The sequence below is a fragment of the Novosphingobium sp. IK01 genome (assembly GCF_033242265.1).
Taxonomy (GTDB): domain Bacteria; phylum Pseudomonadota; class Alphaproteobacteria; order Sphingomonadales; family Sphingomonadaceae; genus Novosphingobium; species Novosphingobium pituita.
The window spans coordinates 2,402,013-2,425,601 of the sequence record NZ_BTFW01000001.1; the positions used below are offsets into that span (position 1 = coordinate 2,402,013).

Consider the following 23,589-nt stretch of genomic DNA (forward strand, 5'->3'; position numbering starts at 1 on the left):
CTTGCCTCAACGCGGTGAGGGAAAACCGCAAGGCAGGGTTCCCCTCACCGCGAAAAAATCAGATCGCCCCGCCCGTCAGTCGCTGGCAGATCAGGTCCAGCTGATCGAGCGTCTTGTAGCGGATCACCACCGAGCCGGTGCGCGGATCGGCATCGGCGCTGATCGTGACCTTGAGCCCCAGGAATTCTTCCACATGGGCCTGCACCGCCGCGATATCGGCTGAATCAGACGGATCGCGCTCGGCCCGCGCGCGGCGCGGCGCCGTTTCGGGCCGCGTGGCGCGCTTGGCCATGCGTTCGGCATCGCGCACCGAGAGCCCCTTGCCCACGATATCCTTCGCCAAAGGCAGCGGATCGGGCACCGAGACCAGCGCACGGGCATGGCCCATGCTCAGTTCCTCGCGCTGCACCATGTCGAGTACGTCTTCGGGCAGGACGAGCATGCGCATCAGGTTGGCGACATGGCTGCGCGACTTGTCGACGAAGCGGGCGATTTCCTGCTGGGTCAGCCCTTCGGTCTCGGACAGGCGCTGATAGGCGCGCGCCTCCTCCACCGGGTTGAGGTCTTCGCGCTGGAGGTTTTCGATCAGGGCCAGCGCGGTCACTTCGCGCTCGTCGAGCTGACGCACGATGGCGGGGATCTCGTGAATACGCGCGCGCTGGGCCGCGCGCCAGCGACGTTCACCAGCAACAAGCTGATAACGCCCCGGTCCGTGCGGACGCACGATCACCGGCTGAATCACCCCGCGCGCGGCGATCGACTGCGCCAGTTCGTCGAGGGCTTCTTCATCGAAGTGGCGACGCGGCTGATCAGGGTGCGGCTCGATCTCGGCCACGGGCAGCATGGCAATGCCGGTGCTGGCGCTCGTCGCCACGACGGTCGGCCCTGCCGCTACAGCAGAAGACGCCACGGGCGCCATCGTTGCCACACCACCGGCAGCTGGGGCTGCCACAGGAGCAGGCGCGGGACGCACCAGCGCTTCCTCGCGCCGGGTTTCCCCGAGCAGCGCACCCAGCCCCCGGCCCAGTGCCGCGCGCTTGGGTGCCTTTACCGCACCGCCACTGCCGCCCTCACCGCTCATGCCGCTTTCCTCTGTTCGGGCAGGCGCGCGATCAGTTCACGCGCCAGTTTCATGTAGGCCTGCGAACCGGTGCAGGCGTGGTCATAGATCAGCGCGGGAAGCCCGTGGCTCGGCGCCTCGGACAGGCGCACGTTGCGCGGGATCACCGCCTCGAACACGAGGTCGCGCAGGCACGAACGCACGTCATCGGCCACCTGATCGGTCAGGCGATTGCGGCGGTCGAACATGGTCAGGACGATGCCGAGGATGCCCAGATCGGGGTTGAAGCGTTCCTGCACGCGCTCGACCGTCTGGAGCAACTGGCTCAACCCTTCGAGCGCGAAGAATTCGCACTGGAGCGGCACCAGCAGGCTGTCCGCCGCCGCCATGGCGTTGAGGGTCAGCAGGCCCAGCGAGGGCGGGCAATCGATCAGGCAGATCTCGTGGGTGGTATCGCCCGCGAGCGCGGCGCGCAGGCGGCCCGTGCGATCCTCGACAGAGACGAGTTCGACTTCGGCGCCCGAGAGGTCGACCGTCGCTGGGACCAGATCGAGACCGGGAATGCGGGTGGGCACCGCGCATTCGGCCACCCCTGCCCCATCGATCAGGATGTCATACGAGGACCGGTCGCGATCCGCCGCATTGAGGCCGACGCCGGTGGAGGCATTGCCCTGGGGATCGAGATCCACCAGCAGAACTTTCCAGCCCGTGGCGGCAAGCGCAGTCGCGATGTTGATAGCGGTGGTGGTCTTGCCCACGCCGCCCTTTTGATTCGCAATGGCGATGGTGATCATCGACGGGACCCTCGTTGGAGTGACCCACCCGGTCGGGCAGGCTTCGGGGGATTGCCACCCAGCAAGCGACCGGCGATCACACCAGCGGCAGGATCGGTCAGCGATTGTTCCACGTGGAACAGGTGCCGCCAGGTTTCGGGCAGTATAGCCAATTCCTGCGCAGCCTTCGCCCCTTTTGGCAGCAACCACACCGTTTCCGATGTGGAAAAACGCGCAGAAATCGCAAGAAGCTTGTCCAGCGGCGCAAAAGCGCGCGCCGAAAGCACCGCATGCTGTTGATCTGGCAGGTCTTCGACGCGTGCCAGAACGACTTGCACATGGGCAAGATCCAGTTCCTGTGCGGCGCGGGCCAGCCATTCGGTCCGCAAACGACGCGAATCGACCAGCGTGACCGGGCGTTCGGGCTGAAGCGCGGCGATGACCAGCCCCGGAAAGCCCGCCCCCGTCCCCAGATCGAGCCAGGAGCCCTCGGGGAGTGTTTCACGTGGAACAGCCAGAAGCTGGGCGCTGTCGACAATGTGGCGCTGCCAGACCATCGGGATCGTCCCACGGGCGATCAGGTTCTGCCGCTCGTTCTCCTCGACCAGAAGATCGACGAGGCGGGCCAGACGCGCCATGGTCATGTCATCGACATGAAGCACCCGGCGCAACCAGTCCCGCGCCTCGGCCTCGGTAGTGATGGGGGTGGTGATGGGGGCCTGAACCATCGTGGTCTCCTGCGAATTGCCCTGCATATCTGGCGTCATCATGCCGCGACCCGGCGCTTGGCATGGACCAGCAGGCTGGCCAGCGCCGCCGGGGTGATCCCCGCCAGACGCCCGGCAGCCGCCAGTGTTTCGGGCCGGGCCTGACTGAGCCGCTCGACCATCTCATTGGAGAGACCGGGCACCTGATCATAGGGAAAATCGGCCCCGAGCGGGACACTCTCGTTGGCACGCAGATCGCGAAGCTCGGCCTCCTGCCGCGCCAGATAGGGGGCATAGGCGGCGTCTTCCTCCACCTCCTCGACCAGCAGCGGATCGGCGGGCATGGCGTCATCCACCCATGGAGCGAGATCGGGCAAGCGCACTTCGGGGAAGCGCAGCCATTCCATCAGGCTCCGCCGTGCCCCATCCGCGCGGACAGAGAGCCCGGCACGCGCCATCTCGCTCGGGGTGGTTTCCTGTGCCAGCGCCGTCTCCAGACGCGCGCGCGCCGCAAGCCGCTGCTCGAACCACGCGCGCCGTTCAGGGCCGACACAGCCCGCCGCGATGGCCAGTGGCGTCAACCGGGTCGAGGCATTGTTGGCCCGCAGGCGCAGGCGATATTCGGCCCGTGCGGTCAACATGCGATAAGGCTCGCTCACCCCGTGGAGGGTGAGATCGTCGATCATCACCGCCATGTAGCTGGCCCCACGGTCGAGCGGGGCAGGCGCGGTTCCGCGCACGGCGGCGGCCGCATGCATGCCCGCCACCAGCCCCTGTGCCGCGGCTTCCTCGTAGCCGGTCGTGCCGTTGATCTGGCCCGCGCAATAGAGCCCCGGCACGGCATGAAGCTCCAGACTGGGCTTGAGCGCGCGCGGGTCGATATGGTCATATTCGACGGCATAGCCGGGCACGACCACCTCGACCTGCTCCAGCCCTTCCATCGAACGCATCATGCCGATCTGGACATCGGTGGGCAGCGAGGTTGAAAGCCCATTGGGGTAGACCAGATGATCGTCCAGCCCCTCGGGTTCGAGGAAGACCTGGTGGCTGTCGCGGTCGGCGAAGCGGAAGATCTTGTCCTCGATCGACGGGCAGTAGCGCGGCCCCCGCGCCCCGATCGCGCCCGAAAACAGGGGCGAGCGATCCAGCCCGGCACGGATGATGTCGTGGGTGCGGGCATTGGTCCGGCTGATCCCGCAGAAGATCTGGGGCAGCGGACGCGATGACGTCAGCGGCGACATCGTCCAGGGTTCGACGTCACTGTGCTGCTCTTCCAGCCTTGCCCAGTCGATAGTCCGGCCATCGAGGCGCGGCGGCGTCCCGGTCTTGAGCCGGGCCATCGGCAACTCGGCCTCGCGCAACTGGGCGGCCAGACGGTGGGCGGCATCCTCGCCGATGCGTCCGCCTTCCATCCGCTCCTCGCCCCGGAACAACCGCGCGCCCAGAAACGTGCCGGTACACAGCACCACCGCCTGCGCCGCCAGTGCGGTGCCATCGGCAAGGGTCACCCCTTCCACCCGGCCCCCGGACAGACGCAGCGCCGCTGCCTCTCCGGCGATGACGGTCAGCCCGTCCTGCGCGCCGACGATGGCCTGGACCGCCGCCTTGAACCGCTTGCGGTCGGCCTGAACACGGGGCCCCTGCACCGCGCTGCCCTTGGAACGATTGAGCATCCGGTAGTGGATCGCCCCGGCATCCGCCGCCTGCGCGATGACACCATCGAAGGCATCGACCTCGCGCACGAGGTGCCCTTTTCCAAGGCCGCCAATGGCCGGGTTGCAGCTCATCGCCCCGATCTTGGCGGGATCGAAGCTGACCAGCGCGGTGCGCGCGCCCATGCGGGCGGCAACGCAAGCCGCCTCGACGCCGGCATGACCGCCGCCGACCACGATGATGTCGAAGGAATGCATGGGCTCTGCCCTATCGCGATGGGCGTCTGGGGTCAAAGCGTGTTTCACGTGGAACATCGCAAAGGGGAAACCCTTCCCTTCGTCATTCCCGCGCAGGCGGGAATCCAGAGGACGGGCCCCTGCTGGATTCCCGCCTGCGCGGGAATGACGAAGTAGGGAGCTACTTCCCGATGCAAAAGCGCCCGAACAGCGCATCGAGCATGTCTTCCGTCCCGGCCCGGCCCACCAATGTATCGAGCGCGCGGCGGGCGAGGCGCAATTGCTCGGCCGCCAGAAGAGGGTCTTGTTCCGCACACGAGCCAAGCAAGGCCGCGCGCACTTGCGCAAGCAGACCGTGCTGACGGGCATTGAGGGCCGCCTCTCCCGGCACGGGCAGGCTGGCACGGGCATGGGCGACGAGGTCTGTCCGCAGGGCTCCCAGACCTTCCCCGCTATGGACCGAGAGGCGGTGGCGGGGGCTGGCCTTGGCCGGGGCGGCGGGGTCGTCGCTGCGGGCGGAAAGCTCCCACAACGGGGTCCCCTCTGGCCCCTCCCCCTCGGGACCAAGCCAGAAGATCAGGTCGGCCCTGGCCGCTTCGGCGCGGGCGCGGGCGATGCCGATGCGCTCGATCTCGCCTGCGCCCTCATCGCGCAGGCCTGCGGTATCGACGAAGGTGAATGGCACGCCTTCAATGGCCACGCTGCGGGTGAGCACGTCGCGCGTGGTGCCCGGTTCGGCAGCCGTGATCGCGGCTTCCTGTTCGACGAGGGCATTGAACAGGGTCGACTTGCCGGCGTTGGGCGGGCCAGCGAGAACCACGCGGAAGCCCTCGCGCAGAGGTTCGGCGCGGGGACGGTCGAGCCAGTGGGCCAGGTCCTGGGCCAGGTTGCGCGCGGTATCGGCAAAGCCGGGCGGCAGCGTTTCGCCCCCCTCCTCCACATCATCCTCGTCCGAGAAATCGAGCAGGGCTTCCAGTTCGGCAGACAGCGTCAGCACACCCTGACGCCATCCCTCGACCGCGCGCGACAGCACGCCATCGGCCATGGCCAGCGCGGTGCGGCGCTGGAGTTCGGTTTCGGCGCTGAGCAGGTCGGCCAGGCCTTCGGCCTCGTTGAGGTCGATCCGGCCATTGGCGAAAGCGCGGCGGGTGAATTCGCCCGCCTCGGCCCGGCGCAAATCGGGAAGACCGGCCAGCACGCGCTCGACCGCCGCGACGACGGCACGGCCACCATGAAGATGCAGTTCGACGCTGTCCTCGCCCGTGGCCGTCGCCGGGCCGGGCAGCCACAGGACCATCGTGGCATCGAGCAGGCTGCCATCGACAGGGTCGTGCAAATGGCGAAAGCTGGCGCGGCGCGGCGGCGGCAGGTGCCGCCCGGTCAGACGGCGAAGGGCGGTCCCGGCGTGGGGGCCGCTGATGCGGATCACGGCAATGCCTGCCGGAGGGGCGCCCGAGCTGAGGGCAAAGATCGTGTGCGCGGTCATGAACCCCGCCCTAGCCGATCTGCCCTTTCCTGTCGTCCCGGACAATGGCCCGCAACCTGTGGGTGGCCCTTACTTCTTCTCGCCGTTCATCCCGGCCTTGAAACCGGCCATGGCGGCCCCTGCCCCATGCTCCATGAACTGCTGGAACAGCTTGAGCCCCATCTCGCCCATCGGGGCGATCTGCCGGGCATAGCCCTGCAACTGTTCGAGGCTGTGGCCCCCCTGCATGGCCTTGGCAATGGCCTCGACATAGGCGTCGTTGGCCTTCGAGACGTCAGGCAATCCGAGGAAGCGGCGGGCCTCTTCCGGGCTGCACTCGATTTCGACATTCACTTTCATGGCGAGCCTATCTCCCGTATGATATTGTCGAAGTGCATGAGCGTGTCATGTCTGGCTGTCAAAGTCCATGTTTGGGCTCCACGACCGGGGTTCAAGCCCGGACTCGATGCAAGCCTGACGGAAACCGACCAACGGCCGATAAACATCCCCGGTGAATTCCCGTCAGGCAGGGTTGCGCCGGATCAATGCGACAGGCTCCGGAGTGTTCCACGTGAAACACGGCGCTTTTGCTCAACAGGCTCCGGGGCAAAAGCGCCAAGCACCAAAGGAAGGCAAACCCATGCGTTTTGGACTGGCCGCCTGGCACCGGGCAATGCTCGCGGGGTGCCCTGACGAACTCCTGATCGATCTTCTGGCCGACGAAGCCGTGTTCCATTCGCCGGTGCTGCACACGCCCCAGCAGGGCAAGGAGGCTGTCGCGCTTCATCTCGGCGCGATCTGCCGGGCTATCGGCACCACCGGTTTCACGTATGTCCGCGAACTGGTCGACGGGCCCGAGGCCGCGCTCGAATTCACCGCGCAGATCGATGGCGTGGAAATGAGCGGGGTTCACCTGATCCGCTTCAACCTTGAAGGGCGCATCGTCGACTTCACGGTTCTGGTGCGTCCGTTCGATGCCGCCGACCGGCTCTGGCGCAAGATGGCCGAAGCCTTGCAGGACGAATAAGGAGAGGGCTTCCCTCCCCCGATGCTGCGCACAAAAAAAGCGGGGCCCGGTTTCGGGCCCCGCTCTTTTTGCGCAGCATGAACGCCGTGGGGCGTTCTTGCGGGTATGCCTTACTGGTTCATGGTCGCGAAGAAGTCTTCGTTGGTCTTGGAATCCTTCATCTTGTCGAGAAGGAATTCCATCGCGTCGACCGTGCCCATCTGCATGAGGATGCGGCGCAGGACCCACATCTTGCTGAGTTGGTCGCGCGGAACCAGCAGTTCTTCCTTGCGGGTGCCGCTCTTGCCCACATCGAGCGCGGGGAAGATGCGCTTGTCGGCCACCTTGCGGTCGAGCACGATTTCCGAGTTGCCGGTGCCCTTGAATTCTTCAAAGATCACTTCGTCCATGCGGCTGCCGGTGTCGATCAGCGCGGTGGCGATGATCGAGAGCGAACCGCCTTCCTCGATGTTGCGCGCCGCACCGAAGAAACGCTTGGGACGCTGGAGCGCGTTGGCGTCGACACCGCCGGTCAGCACCTTGCCCGACGAGGGCACCACGGTGTTGTAGGCGCGGCCCAGACGCGTGATCGAGTCGAGCAGGATGACCACGTCGCGCTTGTGCTCGACGAGGCGCTTGGCCTTCTCGATCACCATCTCGGCGACCTGGACGTGACGCGAGGCGGGTTCGTCGAACGTCGAGGAGATCACCTCGCCCTTCACCGAACGCTGCATGTCGGTCACTTCTTCCGGGCGTTCGTCGACCAGCAGGACGAGCAGGAACACTTCGGGGTGGTTGTCGGTGATCGCCTTGGCGATGTTCTGGAGCAGCACGGTCTTGCCGGTGCGCGGCGGCGCCACGATCAGCGCGCGCTGGCCCTTGCCCTGCGGGCTGACCAGATCGATCACGCGAGCCGACTTGTCCTTGACGGTCGGGTCGAGCGTGTCGAGCTTCAGGCGCTCGTTGGGATAGAGCGGGGTGAGGTTATCGAAGTTGACGCGGTGGCGCACGGCCTCCGGCTCGTCGAAGTTCACCTTGATCAGGCGGGTGATCGCGAAATAGCGTTCGCCATCCTTGGGCGCGCGGATTTCGCCTTCGACGGTGTCACCCGTGCGCAGGCCCCACTTGCGGACCTGGTTGGGCGAGACATAGATGTCGTCGGGCCCGGCCAGATAGTTGGCCTCGGGGCTGCGCAGGAAGCCGAAACCGTCGGGGAGAACCTCGATCGTGCCGATGCCGAGGATTTCCTCGCCATCGTCCGCCACTTCCTTGAGGATGGCGAACATCAGGTCCTGACGGCGCATCGTGCTCGCGCCTTCCACGCCCAGCTCTTCGGCCATTCCGACCAGCTCGGCGGGGGTCTTCTTCTTGAGTTCCTTGAGATGCATTTTCTGTATGTTCCGAATGCGGACGTTTCCGGGTTGGGAAATGGCCGGCGGGCCGATGGGCTTGGAGAAAGCAGGCCCGGTCGCATCGTCTGCGACCCTCTTGCCGGACAGGCCATGCGTTATGCCTGCTTGAGGTCAGCGTCAATCGGGGGATTGTCGGGATTGCGCCCGGATGGGCCGAAAAGGCGGTGTTTTTGGGGTTTTCGGCGTTGTGGAGGGCCCCGGATCAGGTCCGGGGCGACGGAAGGACTGGAAATGTCACGTCGCCCCGGCCTTGAGCCGGGGCCCTCAACCGCCCTTTGCGATCAGAACGGCTTGAGGATCACCAGGATCACGATCAGCACGCCCAGAATGCCCGGAACTTCGTTGAGCAGGCGCAGTTGCTTGCCGCTCAGGCCGCGTTCGCCACGCGCCAGAGCCCGGTGATAGCGCGCCAGCCAGATGTGATAGCCGGTCAGGACCACGACCAGCAGAAGCTTGGCGTGGAGCCAGCCTTGCGTGAACCAGCCGCCCGTGACCGCCATGGCGAGCCCCAGAATCCACACGACCGCCACCGAAGGGGCCATGATGATCTTCATCAGCTTGCGCTCGCGGTCGGTCCAGACCGCGTTTTCGGGCGAATTGACCGGCGTTTCCTGATGATAAACGAACAGACGCGGCAACATGAACAGCCCCGCCATCCAGAAGATCACGAAAATGACGTGGCCGGCCTTGAGCCAGAGATAGAGCATAGAGAGCACCTGCAACATGAGCCTTGTTCTAGCGCCGGAGAAACAGGACCGAAACGCCCTTTTCGATGAAACGTCGCCAGATTCCGGGAACTGGCGCTGGTTGCCATGCCCGCCCTGGCCAAAGCTGATGGGGTGCAGGGGGCGCTGCCCCCTGCTTTATCCCCTTACTTCTTGAGCCAGCGGGCCATCCAGTCGAACACCGTCTTGTGCCACTGAAGCGAGTTCTTCGGCTTGAGCACCCAGTGGTTTTCATCCGGGAAGACCAGCAGATCGGCAGGCACGCCCTTGCGCTGGAGCGCGGTGAAGGCCGCGATGCCCTGCGTGTAGGGGATGCGGAAGTCCTTCTCGCTGGTCACCACCAGCATCGGCGTGTGCCATTGGGCGACATGGTTGACCGGGTTCCACTTCTCGAAGGCCTCGGGGTCTTCGTAGTAGGCGTGGCCGCCGTGTTCCCATTCGTCGAACCAGAGTTCCTCGGTCTCGTAAGCCATGGCGCGGGCATCGAACACGCCGTCGTGCTGGACGATGCACTTGAACCCGTCGGGCCAGTTGCCCTCGATCCAGTTCATCATGTAGCCGCCATAGCTGGCCCCGGCGGCGCAGGCGTTGGACGGATCGACAGCCGAATCCTTGGCCGCGGCGGCGACCATGCCCTTTTTCAGGTCTTCGAGCGGCTTCCCGCCCCAGTCCTTGTTGATCGCATCGACGAAGGCCTGACCGTAGCCGGTCGAGCCGTGGAAATCGATGGTGACGGCAGCATAGCCCTGCGAGGCCCAGAGGCGCGGGTTCCAGCGGGTCGACCAGCTGTCGTTGAACGAGCCCTGCGGCCCGCCATGGACCATGAGCACGGTCGGCAGCTTGCCGGTGGTGCCGGCTGGCTTGAGGATCTGGCCCCAGACGGTGTCGCCATTGGCCCCGGCGAACGAAAACCGCTCGACGGTGACCGGTGCCTTGCCCGCCATCGTCGTGGTGGCGATGTCGGTCAGGCGGGCAGCCGGGCTGCCCGGCTTGCCCAGATAGAGTTCGGCCGGTGCATCGAGGCTGTCGCGCTTGATCAGGAAGCGTTCGCCCGCCAGCGGGATGATCTGGCTGACATGCCCTTCACGGCCCGGATGGAAGACGAGGCGCGTGGCCTTGCCGCTGGCGAGGTCGACACGGAAGGCGGGCGCATCGAGCACGTCCTCGGCGGTGGCGATCAGCGCCTTGCTGTCGGGCGTAAAGGCCAGCGAACTGACCGAGCGGTCCCAGTCTTGCGTGAGCGGGCGCACGGTGCCGGTCGCAAGGTCCATCAACTGGATAACCAACCGGTCGCTTTCATAGCCGGGACGGGCCATTGCCGCCCAGGCCAGCCAGCGGCCATCGGGCGAAAGCGCGGGGCTGGTGTCGGTGGCGTGGTTGGCTGACGTCAGGTTGCGCGGGGCGCTGCCATCGATGGGGGACCACCACAAGTCGAGGTTGGTCGAGGTCGGCTCGTGGCGGTCGGCCTGCCGCGCGGCAAGGATCACGGCCTTCGAATCCGCGCTCCACGCCAGTTCGCCGCCATCGCCGAAGGGCTTGGACGGGCTGTTGCCGGTAAAACCACCGTGGGCCGGATCGCCATCGAGCGCGTGCCCCGTGGCCGGATCGGCCTGACCGCCGCGCAGGGCATAGGCAAAGACGCGGCTGTAGACGCCCGGCGTCTGCCAGGTGTCCCAGTGGCGCACGAAGCCCACGCCGTCGGTGTAATGGCGTCCGGTTCCAGGCCCCGGCAGGCTCTGGTCGCCGTCGCCATGGGGAAGATCGGCGCAGCCGCCGAACGTGGCGCAGGCGCGGGCCACTTCGCCCCAGACGGCCAGTTTCTTCCCATCGGGCGAGAGCTTGAAGCCGGCTACTTCGGCGGCAAACCCGGTGGCCTGAATGGGCCCGCCCGCGCTGCCATCGGCGCCGGGGAGAACCGACCAGACCTGGCTGGTGGAAGATCCCTTGTCCGACAGGAACCACAGGCGGCCATCGGGGGAAAACGCCGGGTCGCTGGCGTCGCTGCTCCAGTCGAGCCTGACAGGACGGGCATTTTTGCCCCCCAGCGGCAGCAGCCACAGCGCCGTCGACCGTTTATAAGTCTGTGGATTGCTTGTGGTCAGCGCATAGACCGCCAGATGGCCATCGGGCGAAACGGCGACCGATCCCATGCGCGGGAGCGTGACGAGATCCTGCGCGGTCATCGCGGGACGGGAAGATTGGGCGAAAGCTGCCGGCGCCGCCGTGAGCGCCAGCGCTGCGAGCGTGAGCTTCAGCGTGGTCATGGTTGCACGGGTAACCGGCTTGGGGCTCCGTGCAAAGGGACCATGGTGTCTCAGGGGTGTCTCAGGGGGAAATGGGCCGCGCCGCGTGGTGGCGGAGAGCCCCGGACATGATCCGGGGCCCTCCCCAGCCCTGCTTTCCCGACAGGATCAGCCCCGGCTCCAGCCGCGCACGGTGGCGAGCAGCTGTTCGACATGGGCGATCGGGGTGAACTGGCCGATGCCATGGCCCAGATTGAACACATGCGGACGCCCGGCGAAGGCTTCGAGCACGCGCAGGGTCTGGGTTTCGAGTTCCGCGCCGCCCGAAAGCAGCAGCAGCGGATCGAGATTGCCCTGAACCGGCATGCCCTCGGGCAGTTCGCGCGCGGCCCACACGGGGTCGATGGTCTCGTCCACGCCGACCGCGTTCACGCCCGTTTCGCGGGCATAGGCGGCCAGTTTCTCGCCCGCGCCCTTGGGGAAGCCGATCACCGGGACATGGGGATAGCGCGCCTGAATCGCGGCGGCGATCTTCTGGTTGGGAGCAATGACCCAGCGTTCGAATTCGCGCGGGGCGAGGCTGCCTGCCCAGCTGTCGAAAAGCTGGAGCGCCTCGGCCCCGGCTTCGACCTGCCCGGCCAGATAATCGATGGTCACCTCGACGATGGCATCAATGATCGCCTGGAACGCTTGCGGATCGCGATAGGCATAGGCGCGCGTTTCGTGATGGTCGCGGCTGCCCTCGCCCGCGACCATGTAGGTCGCCACGGTCCACGGACTGCCCGCAAAGCCCAGCAGGGTCGTCTCAGGGCCGATCCGGGCCTTCACCCGCTCCACGGTGGCATAGATCGGCGCAAGGCGCTCTGGCACGGCCTGGAGGGCACTGAGCGCGGTATCGACGAGCCGGGGCGAGAGGCGCGGACCCTCGCCAGCCAGAAACGCCAGATCCTGACCCATCGCATAAGGCACGATCAGGATGTCGGAGAACAGGATCGCGCCATCGAAGCCAAAGCGCCGGATCGGCTGGATGGTGATCTCGGCAGCCGCCTCGGAATCATAGACGAGTTCGAGGAAGCCGCCCTTTTCGGCCCGCAAGGCGCGATATTCGGGAAGATAGCGCCCGGCCTGACGCATGAGCCAGACTGGACGACGGGAAAGGTTCACGCCCTTGAGCGTTTCGAGAATGGGGCCGGGCATCGCGAGGTTTGTCCAATCCAATCAAAAAAATAGATTCTTATTAAAATGGATTCAGGTGATGTTGGGGCTGTGGAAACCGGGGATTGCGAGGCTCTGCCCGATTTGTCCCGAATGCTCCACAAAATTCATGGGGGTCGAATCCTGATGACTCCGGGAGCAAGGTAAACTTCTCCTCGATTCCCACAGCCTGTGGGAATCTCTGTCCCCATGTGGGAGACTCCCGGTGGGAAGGACTCGCTGTGGGGGTGAATCCGGCCTCCAAACTTGTCGTCGGTTTCGTCCCGTGGTTTATCGTCCCCCTTTCCACAGGGTTACGCCGTCCATCGGGAAAGGGCGTATTTTCCGCAGTGCACAAAAGAGGCCCCATGGCACGGCTGCATCTCCATCTGCTTTCCGACTCGACCGGTGAAACCCTTGAAATGATAGCCAAAGCGGCGCTCGCTCAGTTCGAGGACGCCGATGTTGTCCGCCATTTCTGGCCCATGGTCCGTTCGCAGCAGCACCTCGACCGGATCCTTGGGGAAATCTCGGCCAATCCGGGGCTGGTGCTGTTTACCCTCGTCAACACCGAGACGCGCGACCGGCTCGAACAGCGCTGCGCCACGCTCGGCCTGCCTTGCGTGGCCGCGCTCGATGCGGTGACCAATGCGCTCGAACAGCAGCTGGGGCAGGAGGCGCGCGGGCGCCCCGGACGCCAGCACATGATGGACGAGGCCTATTTCCAGCGCGTCGACGCGATCCAGTTCACCATCGCCCACGACGACGGGGTGGGCTGGGAAAACTGGGAAGAGGCTGACATGCTGCTCGCGGGCGTTTCGCGCAGCTCCAAGACGCCGACCTCGATCTATCTGGCCAACCGTGGCTACAAGGTCGCCAACATCCCGATCGTGGTGGAAAGCCCGCCGCCCCCCTCGCTCTATACCGTACGGCGGCCGCTGGTGGTGGGGCTGACCACCAGCCCCGAGCGGCTGATCGCGGTACGCCGCAACCGCCTGCTTTCGCTCAACCAGGCGCCCGAGACTGCCTATGTGGACAACGACCATGTCACCCGCGAGGTGCAATATGCCCGGCGCATGTTCGCCGACAACGGCTGGCCGGTGATTGACGTTTCGCGCCGATCCATCGAGGAGACCGCTGCGGCCATCATCAACCTCTACAACGAGCGCAAGGCTGCTGGTTCGTCGAATCCGGGATTGAAGGCTCTATGATTGTTCTTGCTTCGCAAAGTGCCTCGCGCAAGGCCATGCTCGACGCGGCAGGCGTCGCTTACGAGGCGCTTGCCGCCGATGTGGATGAAGGCGCGATCAAGCGCGAGCTGATCGGCATTCCGGGCGGCGAAGTGGTGCTGATCCTGGCCGAGGCCAAGGCGCTGGCGGTCAGCGCGATGATGCCCGGACGGCTGGTGCTGGGCGGGGATTCGCTGGTCGAGGTCTGTGGCCGTTCGTTCGACAAGCCCGCCAGCCGCGAGGAGGCCGCCGCGCATCTGCGGTTCTTCTCGGGCCAGACCATGCTGCTCCACAGCGCTGCCGTGCTGATGCGCGATGGCATGGCCGTGTGGCGCCACACCGAGACCGCAACGCTCAAGGTTCGCCGCCTTTCCGACAGCTTTATCGACAGCTATCTCGACAGGGAGTGGCCCGCCGTTTCGGGCTGCGTGGGGGTGTTCCGGATCGAGGCGCTGGGCGTGCAACTGTTCGAGACCATCGAGGGCAGCCACTTCACCGTGCTGGGCATGCCGCTGCTGGCCCTGCTGGGGGCCCTGCGCGCGCAAGGGGAGCTGGCGGCATGAGCACCCTTCCCGTATCCCTCCCCACATCCCTTCCCTCTGGGGCCTATGCCGAAGTGATCGGCGATCCGATCATCCAGTCCAAGTCGCCCACGATCCACAATTTCTGGCTCGAAAAGCTGGAGATCGCGGCGGACTATCGCCATGCCCATGTCACCGCCGAAGGTCTGGCCGATTATCTGGCCGCGCGCCGCGCCGATCCGGCCTGGCGCGGCTGCAACGTGACGATGCCGCACAAGCAGGCGATTGCCCGGCTGGTCGACCGGCTCGATCCGCTCGCCGCGCGCGTGGGCGCGGTCAACACGGTGGTTCCCGAGGACGGGCAACTGGTCGGCTACAACACCGACGTTCCCGGTTTTCTCGAACCGCTCGAAGGCCGCCTTGCGCAAAAGCACTATTTCCGCATGGCGCGGATCATGGGCACCGGGGGCGCCGCGCGGGCCATCGTGGTGGCGCTGTCGGAGGCGGGTTTCGTGCTGGTCCTGGCCGGGCGCGATCCGGCCAAGGCACAGGCCCTGCTCGATGAACTGGCGCGCGGGACCGATCATCACGCGGTCGATATTGCCCATTTCGCCGATCCGACCGATTTCGAATTCGATGATCGCGCCGATTGCCTCGACCTCATCGTCAATGCCTCGCTGCTGGGCATGGCGGGGCAGCCTCCGTTGCGCTACGACCTCAGCCACACGCCGCCCGGCGCGGTGTTCTACGACATCGTCACCCACCCTCTCGAAACGCCGCTGCTGGCGCAGGCGAAGGCTGCCGGCTTCGAGACCATCGATGGCCTCTCGATGCTGATCGGCCAGGCCGATTATGCGTTCCGCCACTTCTTCGGGGTCGTTCCGCCGCGTGGAGAGGCGGATCTGGCCTTGCGCGCGCGCATCGGGGCATGAGCGCATGAGCAGGCCGTTTCTGCTGGGGCTGACCGGGTCGATCGGCATGGGCAAGTCGACCGTGGCCGAAATGCTGCGCGAGGAAGGCGTGCCGGTCTGTGATGCCGATGCACAAGTGCGCGCGCTTCAGGGGCCGGGCGGCGCGCTGCTGCCCGCGATCGAGGCGGCCTTTCCCGGCACGACCGGGCCCGAAGGGGTGAACCGGGCCCGGCTGGGCGAACTGGTCTTCGGCGATGCGCAGGCCCTCGCCCGGCTTGAGGGCATCGTACACCCGGCCCTGACGCGTGCGCGCGAGTCGTTCCTGATCGAGCATGGCGCGCAGCCGCTGGTCGTTTTCGACATCCCCCTGCTCTTTGAAAAAGGGCACGAGCGCGCGCTCGATGCGGTGGCGGTCGTTTCCGCTCCGGCGCAGGTTCAGCGCGCGCGAGTGCTCGCCCGCCCCGGCATGACGCCTGAAAAGTTTGCCAATATCCTTTCCCTCCAGATGCCTGACGCGGAAAAACGGGCCCGCGCCGATCACTGGATCGATACGGGCGGCACGCTGGAACAGACGCGAAACATGGTTAAGGCCCTCGTGGCGCGTCTGCGCGAAAAAAACCCCCGGACTTGATGGCCCGGGCCTCTTGCCAGCCTCTTCGGGCAGGTCCAAGTAAAGTGCATGCGTGAGATCGTCTTCGATACCGAAACGACGGGACTCGATCCGCAAGGCGGTGATCGGCTGGTTGAACTCGGCTGTGTCGAGATGGTCAACCGGGTCGCCACCGGGGCTACCTATCATGCCTATTTCGATCCCGAGCGGGATATGCCCGCCGAGGCCGAGGCGGTTCATGGCCTGTCTGCCGCGTTCCTGTCGGACAAGCCCAAGTTTGCCGCCGGTGCGGCCGAGTTCCTTGCCTTCATCGGCGATGCGCCGATGGTTGCGCACAATGCCGGGTTCGACTTCGGCTTCATCAATGCCGAACTGACCCGTTGCGGGTTGCCCGAGGTCAGCCGTGACCGCATGGTCGATACGGTGGCTATCGCGCGGCGCAAGCATCCGGGCGCCAAGCTCAGCCTCGATGCGCTGTGCAGCCGCTATGGCATCGACCGCAGCCACCGCACGAAGCATGGCGCCTTGCTTGACGCTGAGCTTCTGGCGCAACTCTATGTCGAATTGATGGGGGGCCGGCAGATCGGCCTGGAACTGGCGGGGCAGGATGCCGCTGCCGCTGTTTCAGGTGTGGTGGCCGGTGCCTCGGGTGATGGGGCGGCGCTGGCTTCGGCCAGGGAGGCCAGCATCACCCGCGTTTTCCGCGAGCCTCGGCCCCATGCGGCCAGCGAGGCGGAATTGGCTCGCCATGCCCAGTTCATGGCGGGCTTTACCAACCCGCTCTGGTCGCGCTGACCTTCGCGGCGGCCCCTCCTGTCGGGCCGCCACGGGGGCCGGCGAACGGGAGCGGGCACAAGAAGGAGAGAAGACCCATGGACATTCGCGTTTCGGGACATCAGGTCGAGACCGGCGCCGCCTTCGAAGCCCACGCGGCTGATCGGCTTTCGGGTATCGTCGACAAGTACTTCTCCCGCGCGCTTTCCTCGCAGGTCACTTTGGGCAAGGCACCCCACGGTGGCTTTCGCTGCGATATTGTCACCCATGTGACGCAGGGGTTGATTCTCAAGGGCAGCGGCGTGGCGCAGGATGCGCATCTGGCGCTCGACCAGTCGGCTGAAAAGATCGACAAGCAGCTGCGCCGCTACAAGCGCCGGATCAAGGCCCATTCCGAGGGGGCCGATTTCGCGCGCCGCTCCGAAGAGGCCGCCTATACCGTGTTCCTCGTCGAGGAACCGGTCGAGGAGCACGAGGAACCCGCCGCCGACGCCCCGCTGGTGATCGCCGAAACGAGGGTCGATGTGCCCACCGCCACCGTCTCGGATGCGGTGATCATGCTTGATCTGCGCAACACCAATGCCCTGCTGTTCAAGAACGCGGGCACGGGGGTTCACAACATGGTCTATCGCCGTGGCGATGGCTCGATTGGCTGGGTCGAACCGGCTGGCGCATAATCGCGTGCATATCTGAGGATTTCCCATGCGGGGAGGGGTGTCCCCGCATGGGAAGTCATACAATTCGGCGCTTGCATAGGACGAGAATAGGGCGCATTGCGCCGGCATCTTGAGTGTAGCTCTGCACTGGCTGTGGCAATTTTCCTTTCATGACCACACTTTTTACCATTGATCCCCAGGCGGTACGGGTGATCCGCGCCGAATCCAAAGCGCAGATTCTCGATGCGCTGGCTGATTGCTTTGCCAGCGTCTACCAGCTCGATCGCGATCATGTGCAGGAGCGGATCGAGGAACGCGAGAGTCTGGGCAGCACCGGCTTTGGCCGTGGCGTTGCCATCCCCCACGCCCGCCTCGAACATCTCGCCCGCCCGGTGGCGGCGTTTTTCCGTCTTGAAGAGCCGGTCGATTTCGAGGCTGCCGATGGCATGCCGGTCGATTGCGTGTTCGGCCTGCTTTCGCCCGAACAGGCCGGTGCCGTCCATCTTCAGGCGCTGGCCGCGATCAGCCGCCTGATGCGCGATGATCGCATGCACCAGCGCCTCAGCAGTGCGCCCGATGCCGACGCGCTCTACGGTGTGCTCGTCAACGTCATCGACCGCGACGCGGCCTGAGCCTTTCGGCCCGGAGGCGCGCATTCCGGACGAACCCCGCCTTCCCGCCCGGCTTGAGGCTTCGGCGCTGATCCGTCAGGCCCAGGCCGAAGGTGGCTTTGCGATGGTCGTCCACAAGGGCGATCCCGATGCGGGGACCATTGCCCTCGTTTTCCTCGAAAATCAGCAGCCTGGCGAGGATCTGGCCAGCCTGTGGGAGCGCCTGCCCCAGCCCGACGGCAGCCGTCCGTGGACCTGTACGAAAAAACAGGTATCTGAAAATAAACAGGATTTTGAGGATTATCTGGCCCGCCGAACCGCGCGGGACCCCGATCTCTGGCTGCTTGAACTGACTGTCGCGAACCAGAAACACTTCGTCGGGAACGGACCGGCCCTCGATTGACTCCCCCCGGCCTGTGGATAATCCCGCAATCCATCGCAAATGCGCAGGCAGCGCCGCTTGGCATGGGGTTTGGAGGCGCTGCACGCAGACGGGGGTTTTCCGCCATGGCCCTTGCGGCCCTTGTCCGGCTTATGCCGGATTTCGGGGTCTGCACGCCGTGGCTGGCCGATCACCGCCCAATGCAAGATGGTAGATGATCGTTCCTTTTCACGTTGCCCGCGTGTCCGGTGCCGTCCGCAAGGCGGTCTATGGCATCATCGCGTTTGCAGCGTTGTGCGGCGTTTCCGCCGTACAGGCCGAGGATACCGTTCATGTCATCGCCAGCAATGGCATCAGCAAGGCTGGCCCGCAGGACCTGATGGTGGCGGTGCCCGAAGGCCCCGCCAACGGGGCGATTTCGGCTTCTGCGCCGCAATCGGCTGCTCTTGCCGCTTTCGCACCGCAAGCGCCCGCTGGCGCCCCGGCCTCGCTGGCCGACCTTGTCGAGGCGACCCCCCTGCCCGCCTCGCTCTCGCCCGAACTGGAATGTCTGGCTGGCGCGGTCTATTTTGAATCCAAGAGCGAAAGCCTCGCCGGGCAACTGGCCGTGGCCCGCGTGATCGTGGCGCGCAGCCATTCGGGCCGCTATCCTTCGTCCTATTGCGGGGTGGTCTACCAGCCTTCGCAGTTCTCGTTCGTGCATGGCCACACGATGCCCGCGATCAGCCACACCAGCCGCTATTGGGCCAACGCCGCCCGCATCGCCCAGATCGCCGATCAGGGAAGCTGGAAAAGCCCGGTCGAAGGTGCGCTGTTCTTCCACGCGGCGCGCGTTTCGCCGCGCTGGGGCAAGACCCGCCTTGCGGCCATTGGCGGGCACGTCTTCTACCGCTGAAAATGCTTTGGCAGCGGGGCGCAATGGCCCTGCCGCCGCGCTCACTGCTTCCGCAGCGCCTTGGCCCAGTCGGCCACGGTATCGACCACGGTGTTGAGACCGAGCCTGCCCGCTTGCTCGTGCCAGGCATCCGCCGCCGTGACGATGGGGGCAACCAGCGCGCTGGGCGGCAATTGATCGGCCCAGTTGGCCAGCGCGTGGGAATTGAACAGGACCAGCGCCACGCTGCTGGCGCCCAGCAGGCCCCATGTCCAGCGCCAGCCGGTCTGGAGCGTGGCATCGGCCTCGCCTGCCAGATCGATCGGAGATTCCCCCCAAGGGAGGCCGTCGGCATCCATGGGCTGTTTCTTTTTGCGCAAGACGTGCCCCCTTCAGCTCAGAACTGGAAGTAGATGAACGGGGCCATGCCCTGTCCGCGAAAGCCTTCGATCACCAGCAGCACGAAGGCGCCGAGCAGGCCCACCGTCCAGCCGGGCAGCCGCCCGAGCTGGCGCGCCAGATGCTGGACCGCCAGCCGGGGCCCGAAATGGCAGGCCATGCCCAAGGCGATCAGGCCGAGCAGCCAGGGCGTGGCCTGCGTGGTGCCTCCGGTCATTGCCGCCATCCCGCGCAGATAGGCCAGCGCGCCCGAAAACTCGGTGCAGCGGAAGAAGATCCAGCCCAGCGCCACGATGTGGAAGGTGATCACCACCCCCAGCCAGCGGGGCAGCACGGGCCAGCCTTCGGGCCGCACCTGCTGCCACAGCCGTTCGGCCACCAGCACCGTGCCATGGAGCGCGCCCCAGATCACGAAATTCCAGCTCGCCCCGTGCCACAGCCCGCCCAGAACCATCGTGCCCAGCAGCGCGAGGCAGGTCCGCCACAGCGCCTGACGCGAGCCGCCAAACGCGCCGATATAGAGATAGTCGCGCAGCCAGCTCGACAGGCTGATGTGCCAGCGGCGCCAGAAGTCCTGAAGGCTCGGCGCGCGATAGGGCTGGTCGAAATTGCGCGGGAACCGGAAGCCGAGCAGCCCGGCCAGCCCGATTGCCATGTCGGTATAGGCCGAAAAGTCGCAATAGATCTGCACTGCATAGCCATAGGCCGCGATCAGCAGGTCGAGGCTCGAATGGCTGGACGGATCGGAAAAGACCGGATCGACCAGATAGATCGAAAGATCACTGGCGATCACTGCCTTCTTGATCGTGCCCCACAGGATCAGGAGCAGGCAGGCCGCCGCTTCCTGTCGGCCGAGCCGGGGCGCGTGGCGCAACTGGGGCAGCAGGTGGCTCGGGCGCACGATGGGCCCGGCCACGAGATGCGGGAAAAAGCTCATCAGCACGGTCAGGTCGAGCAGGCGCGCGGGCCGGGTACGGCCGTTGAACACGTCGATCACATAGCTCATGCCCTGGAACGTGAAGAACGAGATCCCCACCGGCAGGATCACGTCGAGCGCGGGCACCGCATCGGGCATGCCCAGATGCTCGGCCAGCGCGGCAGCCTGCTGGGCAAAGAAATTGGCATATTTGAACCAGCCGAGCAGCGCGAGGTTGCCCGCGATGGCCAGCCACAGCCAGCCCTTGGCGCTTCCCCGCCGCTCGTGCTTCAGGCTTGTCGCAATGCGCCGGGCGAGGAACCAGTTGCCCAGCGAACTGCCGATCAGCAGCGCCACCGCGCGCGGTTCCCACAGGCCATAGAACAGCCACGAGGCGACCAGCAGCATGATCGCCCGCCATTCGCGCCCATTGGCCCCGCGCACGCGCGCCAGAGCCCGGTTGAGCGCGAAGACGACCAGGAAGAAGACGTGGAAGGGAAGCGTGGGAAAAAGCACCGTGCCGGCCTTCAGTGCGCCGCAGCGGGGCGGGCGCCAGCACTGGCATCAGCAGCGGCAAACAGATCTGCCGCCAGGCTTTCCCCGATCAGCCGCCCGCCCTCGCGCGTGAAGTGGACATGATCGCCCCGTTGCAGCCCGGCGGCGGTCCAGGCCATCGTCGTGCAGGGGCCGCCCATCGCGCCCTGCCAGTCCCAGAAGGCCAGACCCAGCGTGGTGGCCAGCCCCTGTTCGAGCTTGCGCACTTGCGCCAGATGGCCCGGTATCGCCCACCCATTCGCGCAGGCGACCGTTTCGGGGCGCTCGGGCTGGGCGACGACGGGGCGGTTGCTGCCTGCGTCAGGCGGGCCCATCAGCAGGATCGGCACCGCAGGCCCGGCCATCGCGCGCACCCGCGCCACCGCGCTGCGCATCATCGCCTCGGTCTCGTCGAGCTTGAGTGCGGGGTCGAAGCCTTCGTTCGTGCCGAAGGCCAGAATGACCAGATCGGGCCGTGCGGCGGCGATCTCGGCCCCGGCGACGGCATCGTCGGCCCGCGCCAGATGCATGACCCGCGCACCGACCACGCCCAGATTGGCCACGATGGCCCCGTTTGCGCCCGTACGGGTTTCCCACGCGGTCAGGCTGACGGTGCCGGTGTCGAGCGTAGACAGCACGACCTGACCGACCGGAACGGGCGAAACCCGCACGAAACAGGCCGCCCCTGCCGAGGGCGCGGCAAACTGGATCGGCTCGGCCGGAACGCCGTCGAACGTCACGCTGACCCCGCCCGCGCTGGGGCCGGTGAGCCCGCACAAGGTGAAACGGGTGAAGCGCGTGGCCGGGCTGTCGGCGGTCAGGCTCATCGTCGCGCCGGGCGTGCTCGTCGTCTGGGTGAAGCCCGAAAAGCCGAGCAGCGCGCCATCGGCGTGGCGCTGGGGGCCGAACAGGGCATTGCCCTGCCATTCCGGGCTCTGCCGCGCGGTGACGCCCCAGCTCAGGTAACCCTGATAGGGTTTTCCGGCCGGCATCATCCCGCGCCCGCCCTGCCCCAGCCGGATCTGAAGCGCCTGACGCAGGCCCTGGCTCACCATGTCGCCCGCCGTGTGGCTGTCGCCGATCTGGAGGATGGACAGCACTTTGGGTGCGGCCACTTTGGTGCCTGCGGCCAGTTGCGCCAGAAACGGCGCGAGAACCCGCGCATTCGACAATTGCCCCGGAACCGGCGCGGGCACCGGCACCAAAGGTGCGGCGAGAGTCAGGGGGGCAGCGGGCGCATCCTGCGCCACCGCCGGTTCATGCGGGGCGAGCAGGGCCAGAGCCGCCAGAAGCGGGACCAAAACCGGAGCAAGCAGGCGGGTGGCGGTCATTGGCCTTTTCCTCCGCGTGAGGGCATTTCGGTGTGGGATGCGGCGGGAGTATGGGCCGGGCTTGTGGACAAACCTGTCGGTTTTTCCGTGGGCAAGGCTGTGGACGAAGGCAGGACAACCGGTGGAGACGGCTTTGCCGCCTTGTTTTCGGGTGTTTGCTTGTCCTTGGCGGGGCCATTGTCCGGCGCTTCGTCGGGATGCGGCCTGGGCGGGCGGGGCTTGTGGACAAGGGACGGCTCGACCGGCTTGGGCACGGGCGGCTTGGGCACGGGGACAGAAGCGGGCAAGGGCGCCGGTCCCGGTGCCCTGGGGCCTTCCAGCAGGGCGAGGACCGGGCGGACCAGCGGCGCGGTGATCACCTCATACCCATGGAAGGTCATGTGCTTGCCGTCGTTGGCGCGGGCCAGATAATCCTTGCCGGTGGCCGGATCGACCAGCCGCAGGGAGAAGCGATGCTGGCCATCTTCGGTGCGCGGCACCGAATTGGCGAACGGCACGCCCAGCGGACAGGTCACTTTGGCGAAGAAGCGGTTCATGGCCTGAATGTCGCGGTCGTAGTCCGCGTCGCGCATGCGCGGCAGACCGACCCAGCCGACGGCCACCCCGCGCTGTTGCAGCATCTGGACCAGCGCGCGGGCGCGCTCGCCGATCACGGTTTTCCACGCCTCGCTCATGTAGGGGGCGGCATGGCCATCGACGAAGAGGCCCTGCGTGTCGTTGGCGCCGATGCTGATCAGCGCGAGGTCGATAGGCTGCCCGGCCAGCCGCGCGCGCGCATCGTCGAGCAGGTTCTGCGTGCGATAGCGGGTGAACCCGGTGCCTTCGTGGCTGAACTGGTGGACCTTGACTTCGGGATGGTGGCGGAAGGCCTGGTTGGTCGCGCTCCAGACCCCGTCGCCAAACGAATCCCCGAACACGCCGATGTGAATGGGCCGCCCCGACGCGATCGCCGCGTCGATCCGCGCGCCATGGGGGAAGCTGCCGCTGCATCCCGGAACGAGGCCGGGCAGCGGGACGGTCTTGGCCCCTGCCCCCGTCTTGTCCGCCCCCGTCTTGCCTGCGGCACGGGCCGGCATGGGCGCACCACCTTCATCGCCGCCTTCATCGGGCAGGGCCGCGCTATCGCCGCCTGTCAGCACCGAAGGCAAGACCGACAGGGGCTTGCCGCCGGTCGCAAAGGAAACACCCAGCACCGTGCCCACGGCAATGCCGATGAACAGCACGGCCCCACGATCCAGCAATACGTTCAGCTTGCGCCTGCTCAAGAACCTGTCCCGCCTTTCAGCCTCGGCTCCTATGGAGGGGGGGCCGAGGCGTCAACGGCTTCGCGGTCAGTTGCAGGGCAGACAAAGGCACGGCGCGGGGGG

Annotated in this window: 24 protein-coding genes; 10 read left to right on the plus strand and 14 right to left on the minus strand. The window is 66.3% G+C overall.

The features are described 5' to 3' along the window. Window positions 1-58: 58 nt before the first annotated feature. From SBI20_RS11060 to SBI20_RS11085, 6 genes are all read right to left on the minus strand, one after another. Window positions 59-1,081: a ParB/RepB/Spo0J family partition protein gene (locus SBI20_RS11060; protein ID WP_317975085.1), complete on the minus strand. Its 1,023-nt coding sequence runs from the start codon at window positions 1,079-1,081 to the stop codon at window positions 59-61. Then, a complete protein-coding gene (locus SBI20_RS11065) occupies window positions 1,078-1,854 on the minus strand; it encodes a ParA family protein (RefSeq protein WP_317975086.1) in 777 nt (258 codons plus the stop codon). The genes SBI20_RS11060 and SBI20_RS11065 overlap by 4 nt, the downstream gene beginning before the upstream one ends. Beyond that, window positions 1,851-2,561 (minus strand): 16S rRNA (guanine(527)-N(7))-methyltransferase RsmG, encoded by a 711-nt coding sequence (gene rsmG / locus SBI20_RS11070; RefSeq protein WP_317976113.1) that lies wholly within the window; start codon window positions 2,559-2,561, stop codon window positions 1,851-1,853. Before rsmG ends, SBI20_RS11065 begins: the two co-directional genes overlap by 4 nt. A gap of 38 nt (window positions 2,562-2,599) precedes the next feature. Next, on the minus strand, window positions 2,600-4,450 hold the full coding sequence (gene mnmG, locus SBI20_RS11075; RefSeq protein ID WP_317975087.1) for a tRNA uridine-5-carboxymethylaminomethyl(34) synthesis enzyme MnmG: 1,851 nt from the start codon (window positions 4,448-4,450) through the stop codon (window positions 2,600-2,602). A 160-nt stretch (window positions 4,451-4,610) separates the two neighbouring features. Beyond that, window positions 4,611-5,915 (minus strand): tRNA uridine-5-carboxymethylaminomethyl(34) synthesis GTPase MnmE, encoded by a 1,305-nt coding sequence (gene mnmE / locus SBI20_RS11080; RefSeq protein ID WP_317975088.1) that lies wholly within the window; start codon window positions 5,913-5,915, stop codon window positions 4,611-4,613. A 69-nt stretch (window positions 5,916-5,984) separates the two neighbouring features. Next, on the minus strand, window positions 5,985-6,254 hold the full coding sequence (locus SBI20_RS11085; RefSeq protein ID WP_317975089.1) for a DUF6489 family protein: 270 nt from the start codon (window positions 6,252-6,254) through the stop codon (window positions 5,985-5,987). Window positions 6,255-6,534: 280 nt separating this feature from the next. Between SBI20_RS11085 and SBI20_RS11090 the strand changes: the two genes are divergently transcribed. Next, entirely contained in the window at window positions 6,535-6,921 is a 387-nt protein-coding gene (locus SBI20_RS11090) for a nuclear transport factor 2 family protein (protein WP_317975090.1), read from the plus strand. 110 nt (window positions 6,922-7,031) lie between these two features. Here the strand turns inward: SBI20_RS11090 and rho are convergent, their stop codons facing one another. The 4 genes from rho to hemE form a co-directional block, all read right to left on the minus strand. Then, window positions 7,032-8,288, minus strand: coding sequence for a transcription termination factor Rho (gene rho, locus SBI20_RS11095; RefSeq protein ID WP_317975091.1), 1,257 nt, complete (start codon window positions 8,286-8,288; stop codon window positions 7,032-7,034). 305 nt (window positions 8,289-8,593) lie between these two features. Then, window positions 8,594-9,037 (minus strand): protoporphyrinogen oxidase HemJ, encoded by a 444-nt coding sequence (hemJ, locus tag SBI20_RS11100; RefSeq protein WP_317975092.1) that lies wholly within the window; start codon window positions 9,035-9,037, stop codon window positions 8,594-8,596. Between the two features lie 146 nt (window positions 9,038-9,183). Continuing rightward, entirely contained in the window at window positions 9,184-11,301 is a 2,118-nt protein-coding gene (locus tag SBI20_RS11105; RefSeq protein WP_317975093.1) for an alpha/beta hydrolase family protein, read from the minus strand. Window positions 11,302-11,448: 147 nt separating this feature from the next. After that, window positions 11,449-12,477, minus strand: coding sequence for a uroporphyrinogen decarboxylase (gene hemE, locus SBI20_RS11110; protein ID WP_317975094.1), 1,029 nt, complete (start codon window positions 12,475-12,477; stop codon window positions 11,449-11,451). A gap of 365 nt (window positions 12,478-12,842) precedes the next feature. On the opposite strand from hemE, the gene SBI20_RS11115 reads away from it, so the two are divergent. From SBI20_RS11115 to SBI20_RS11155, 9 genes are all read left to right on the plus strand, one after another. Beyond that, window positions 12,843-13,685, plus strand: coding sequence for a pyruvate, water dikinase regulatory protein (locus SBI20_RS11115; protein ID WP_317975095.1), 843 nt, complete (start codon window positions 12,843-12,845; stop codon window positions 13,683-13,685). Continuing rightward, window positions 13,682-14,266, plus strand: a complete 585-nt coding sequence (locus tag SBI20_RS11120) for a Maf family protein (protein ID WP_317975096.1) — start codon at window positions 13,682-13,684, stop codon at window positions 14,264-14,266. The genes SBI20_RS11115 and SBI20_RS11120 overlap by 4 nt, the downstream gene beginning before the upstream one ends. Further along, window positions 14,263-15,156, plus strand: coding sequence for a shikimate dehydrogenase family protein (locus SBI20_RS11125; RefSeq protein WP_317975097.1), 894 nt, complete (start codon window positions 14,263-14,265; stop codon window positions 15,154-15,156). The genes SBI20_RS11120 and SBI20_RS11125 overlap by 4 nt, the downstream gene beginning before the upstream one ends. 4 nt (window positions 15,157-15,160) lie before the next feature. Then, entirely contained in the window at window positions 15,161-15,766 is a 606-nt protein-coding gene (gene coaE / locus SBI20_RS11130) for a dephospho-CoA kinase (RefSeq protein ID WP_317975098.1), read from the plus strand. Between the two features lie 48 nt (window positions 15,767-15,814). Continuing rightward, a complete protein-coding gene (gene dnaQ, locus SBI20_RS11135) occupies window positions 15,815-16,540 on the plus strand; it encodes a DNA polymerase III subunit epsilon (protein WP_317975099.1) in 726 nt (241 codons plus the stop codon). Window positions 16,541-16,617: 77 nt separating this feature from the next. Continuing rightward, window positions 16,618-17,196, plus strand: a complete 579-nt coding sequence (hpf, locus tag SBI20_RS11140) for a ribosome hibernation-promoting factor, HPF/YfiA family (protein WP_317975100.1) — start codon at window positions 16,618-16,620, stop codon at window positions 17,194-17,196. Between the two features lie 149 nt (window positions 17,197-17,345). Next, on the plus strand, window positions 17,346-17,807 hold the full coding sequence (locus SBI20_RS11145) for a PTS sugar transporter subunit IIA (protein WP_317975101.1): 462 nt from the start codon (window positions 17,346-17,348) through the stop codon (window positions 17,805-17,807). Between the two features lie 22 nt (window positions 17,808-17,829). Continuing rightward, on the plus strand, window positions 17,830-18,189 hold the full coding sequence (locus SBI20_RS11150; RefSeq protein ID WP_317976114.1) for a DUF1491 family protein: 360 nt from the start codon (window positions 17,830-17,832) through the stop codon (window positions 18,187-18,189). A gap of 193 nt (window positions 18,190-18,382) precedes the next feature. Further along, complete coding sequence (locus SBI20_RS11155; protein ID WP_317975102.1) at window positions 18,383-19,063, plus strand: cell wall hydrolase; 681 nt, start codon at window positions 18,383-18,385, stop codon at window positions 19,061-19,063. A gap of 41 nt (window positions 19,064-19,104) precedes the next feature. Here SBI20_RS11155 and SBI20_RS11160 read toward each other — a convergent pair whose 3' ends face one another. The 4 genes from SBI20_RS11160 to SBI20_RS11175 are packed head-to-tail and all read right to left on the minus strand — an operon-like array spanning window position 19,105 to window position 23,487. Further along, window positions 19,105-19,401, minus strand: coding sequence for a hypothetical protein (locus SBI20_RS11160; RefSeq protein ID WP_317975103.1), 297 nt, complete (start codon window positions 19,399-19,401; stop codon window positions 19,105-19,107). A gap of 38 nt (window positions 19,402-19,439) precedes the next feature. Beyond that, window positions 19,440-20,873, minus strand: a complete 1,434-nt coding sequence (locus tag SBI20_RS11165) for an MBOAT family O-acyltransferase (RefSeq protein WP_317975104.1) — start codon at window positions 20,871-20,873, stop codon at window positions 19,440-19,442. A gap of 11 nt (window positions 20,874-20,884) precedes the next feature. Beyond that, window positions 20,885-22,222 carry a GDSL-type esterase/lipase family protein gene (locus SBI20_RS11170; protein ID WP_317975105.1) on the minus strand — a complete coding sequence of 446 codons (1,338 nt, stop codon included), beginning with the start codon at window positions 22,220-22,222 and terminating at the stop codon, window positions 20,885-20,887. After that, window positions 22,219-23,487, minus strand: a complete 1,269-nt coding sequence (locus SBI20_RS11175; RefSeq protein ID WP_317975106.1) for a DUF459 domain-containing protein — start codon at window positions 23,485-23,487, stop codon at window positions 22,219-22,221. The genes SBI20_RS11170 and SBI20_RS11175 overlap by 4 nt, the downstream gene beginning before the upstream one ends. Between the last annotated feature and the right edge of the window lie 102 nt (window positions 23,488-23,589).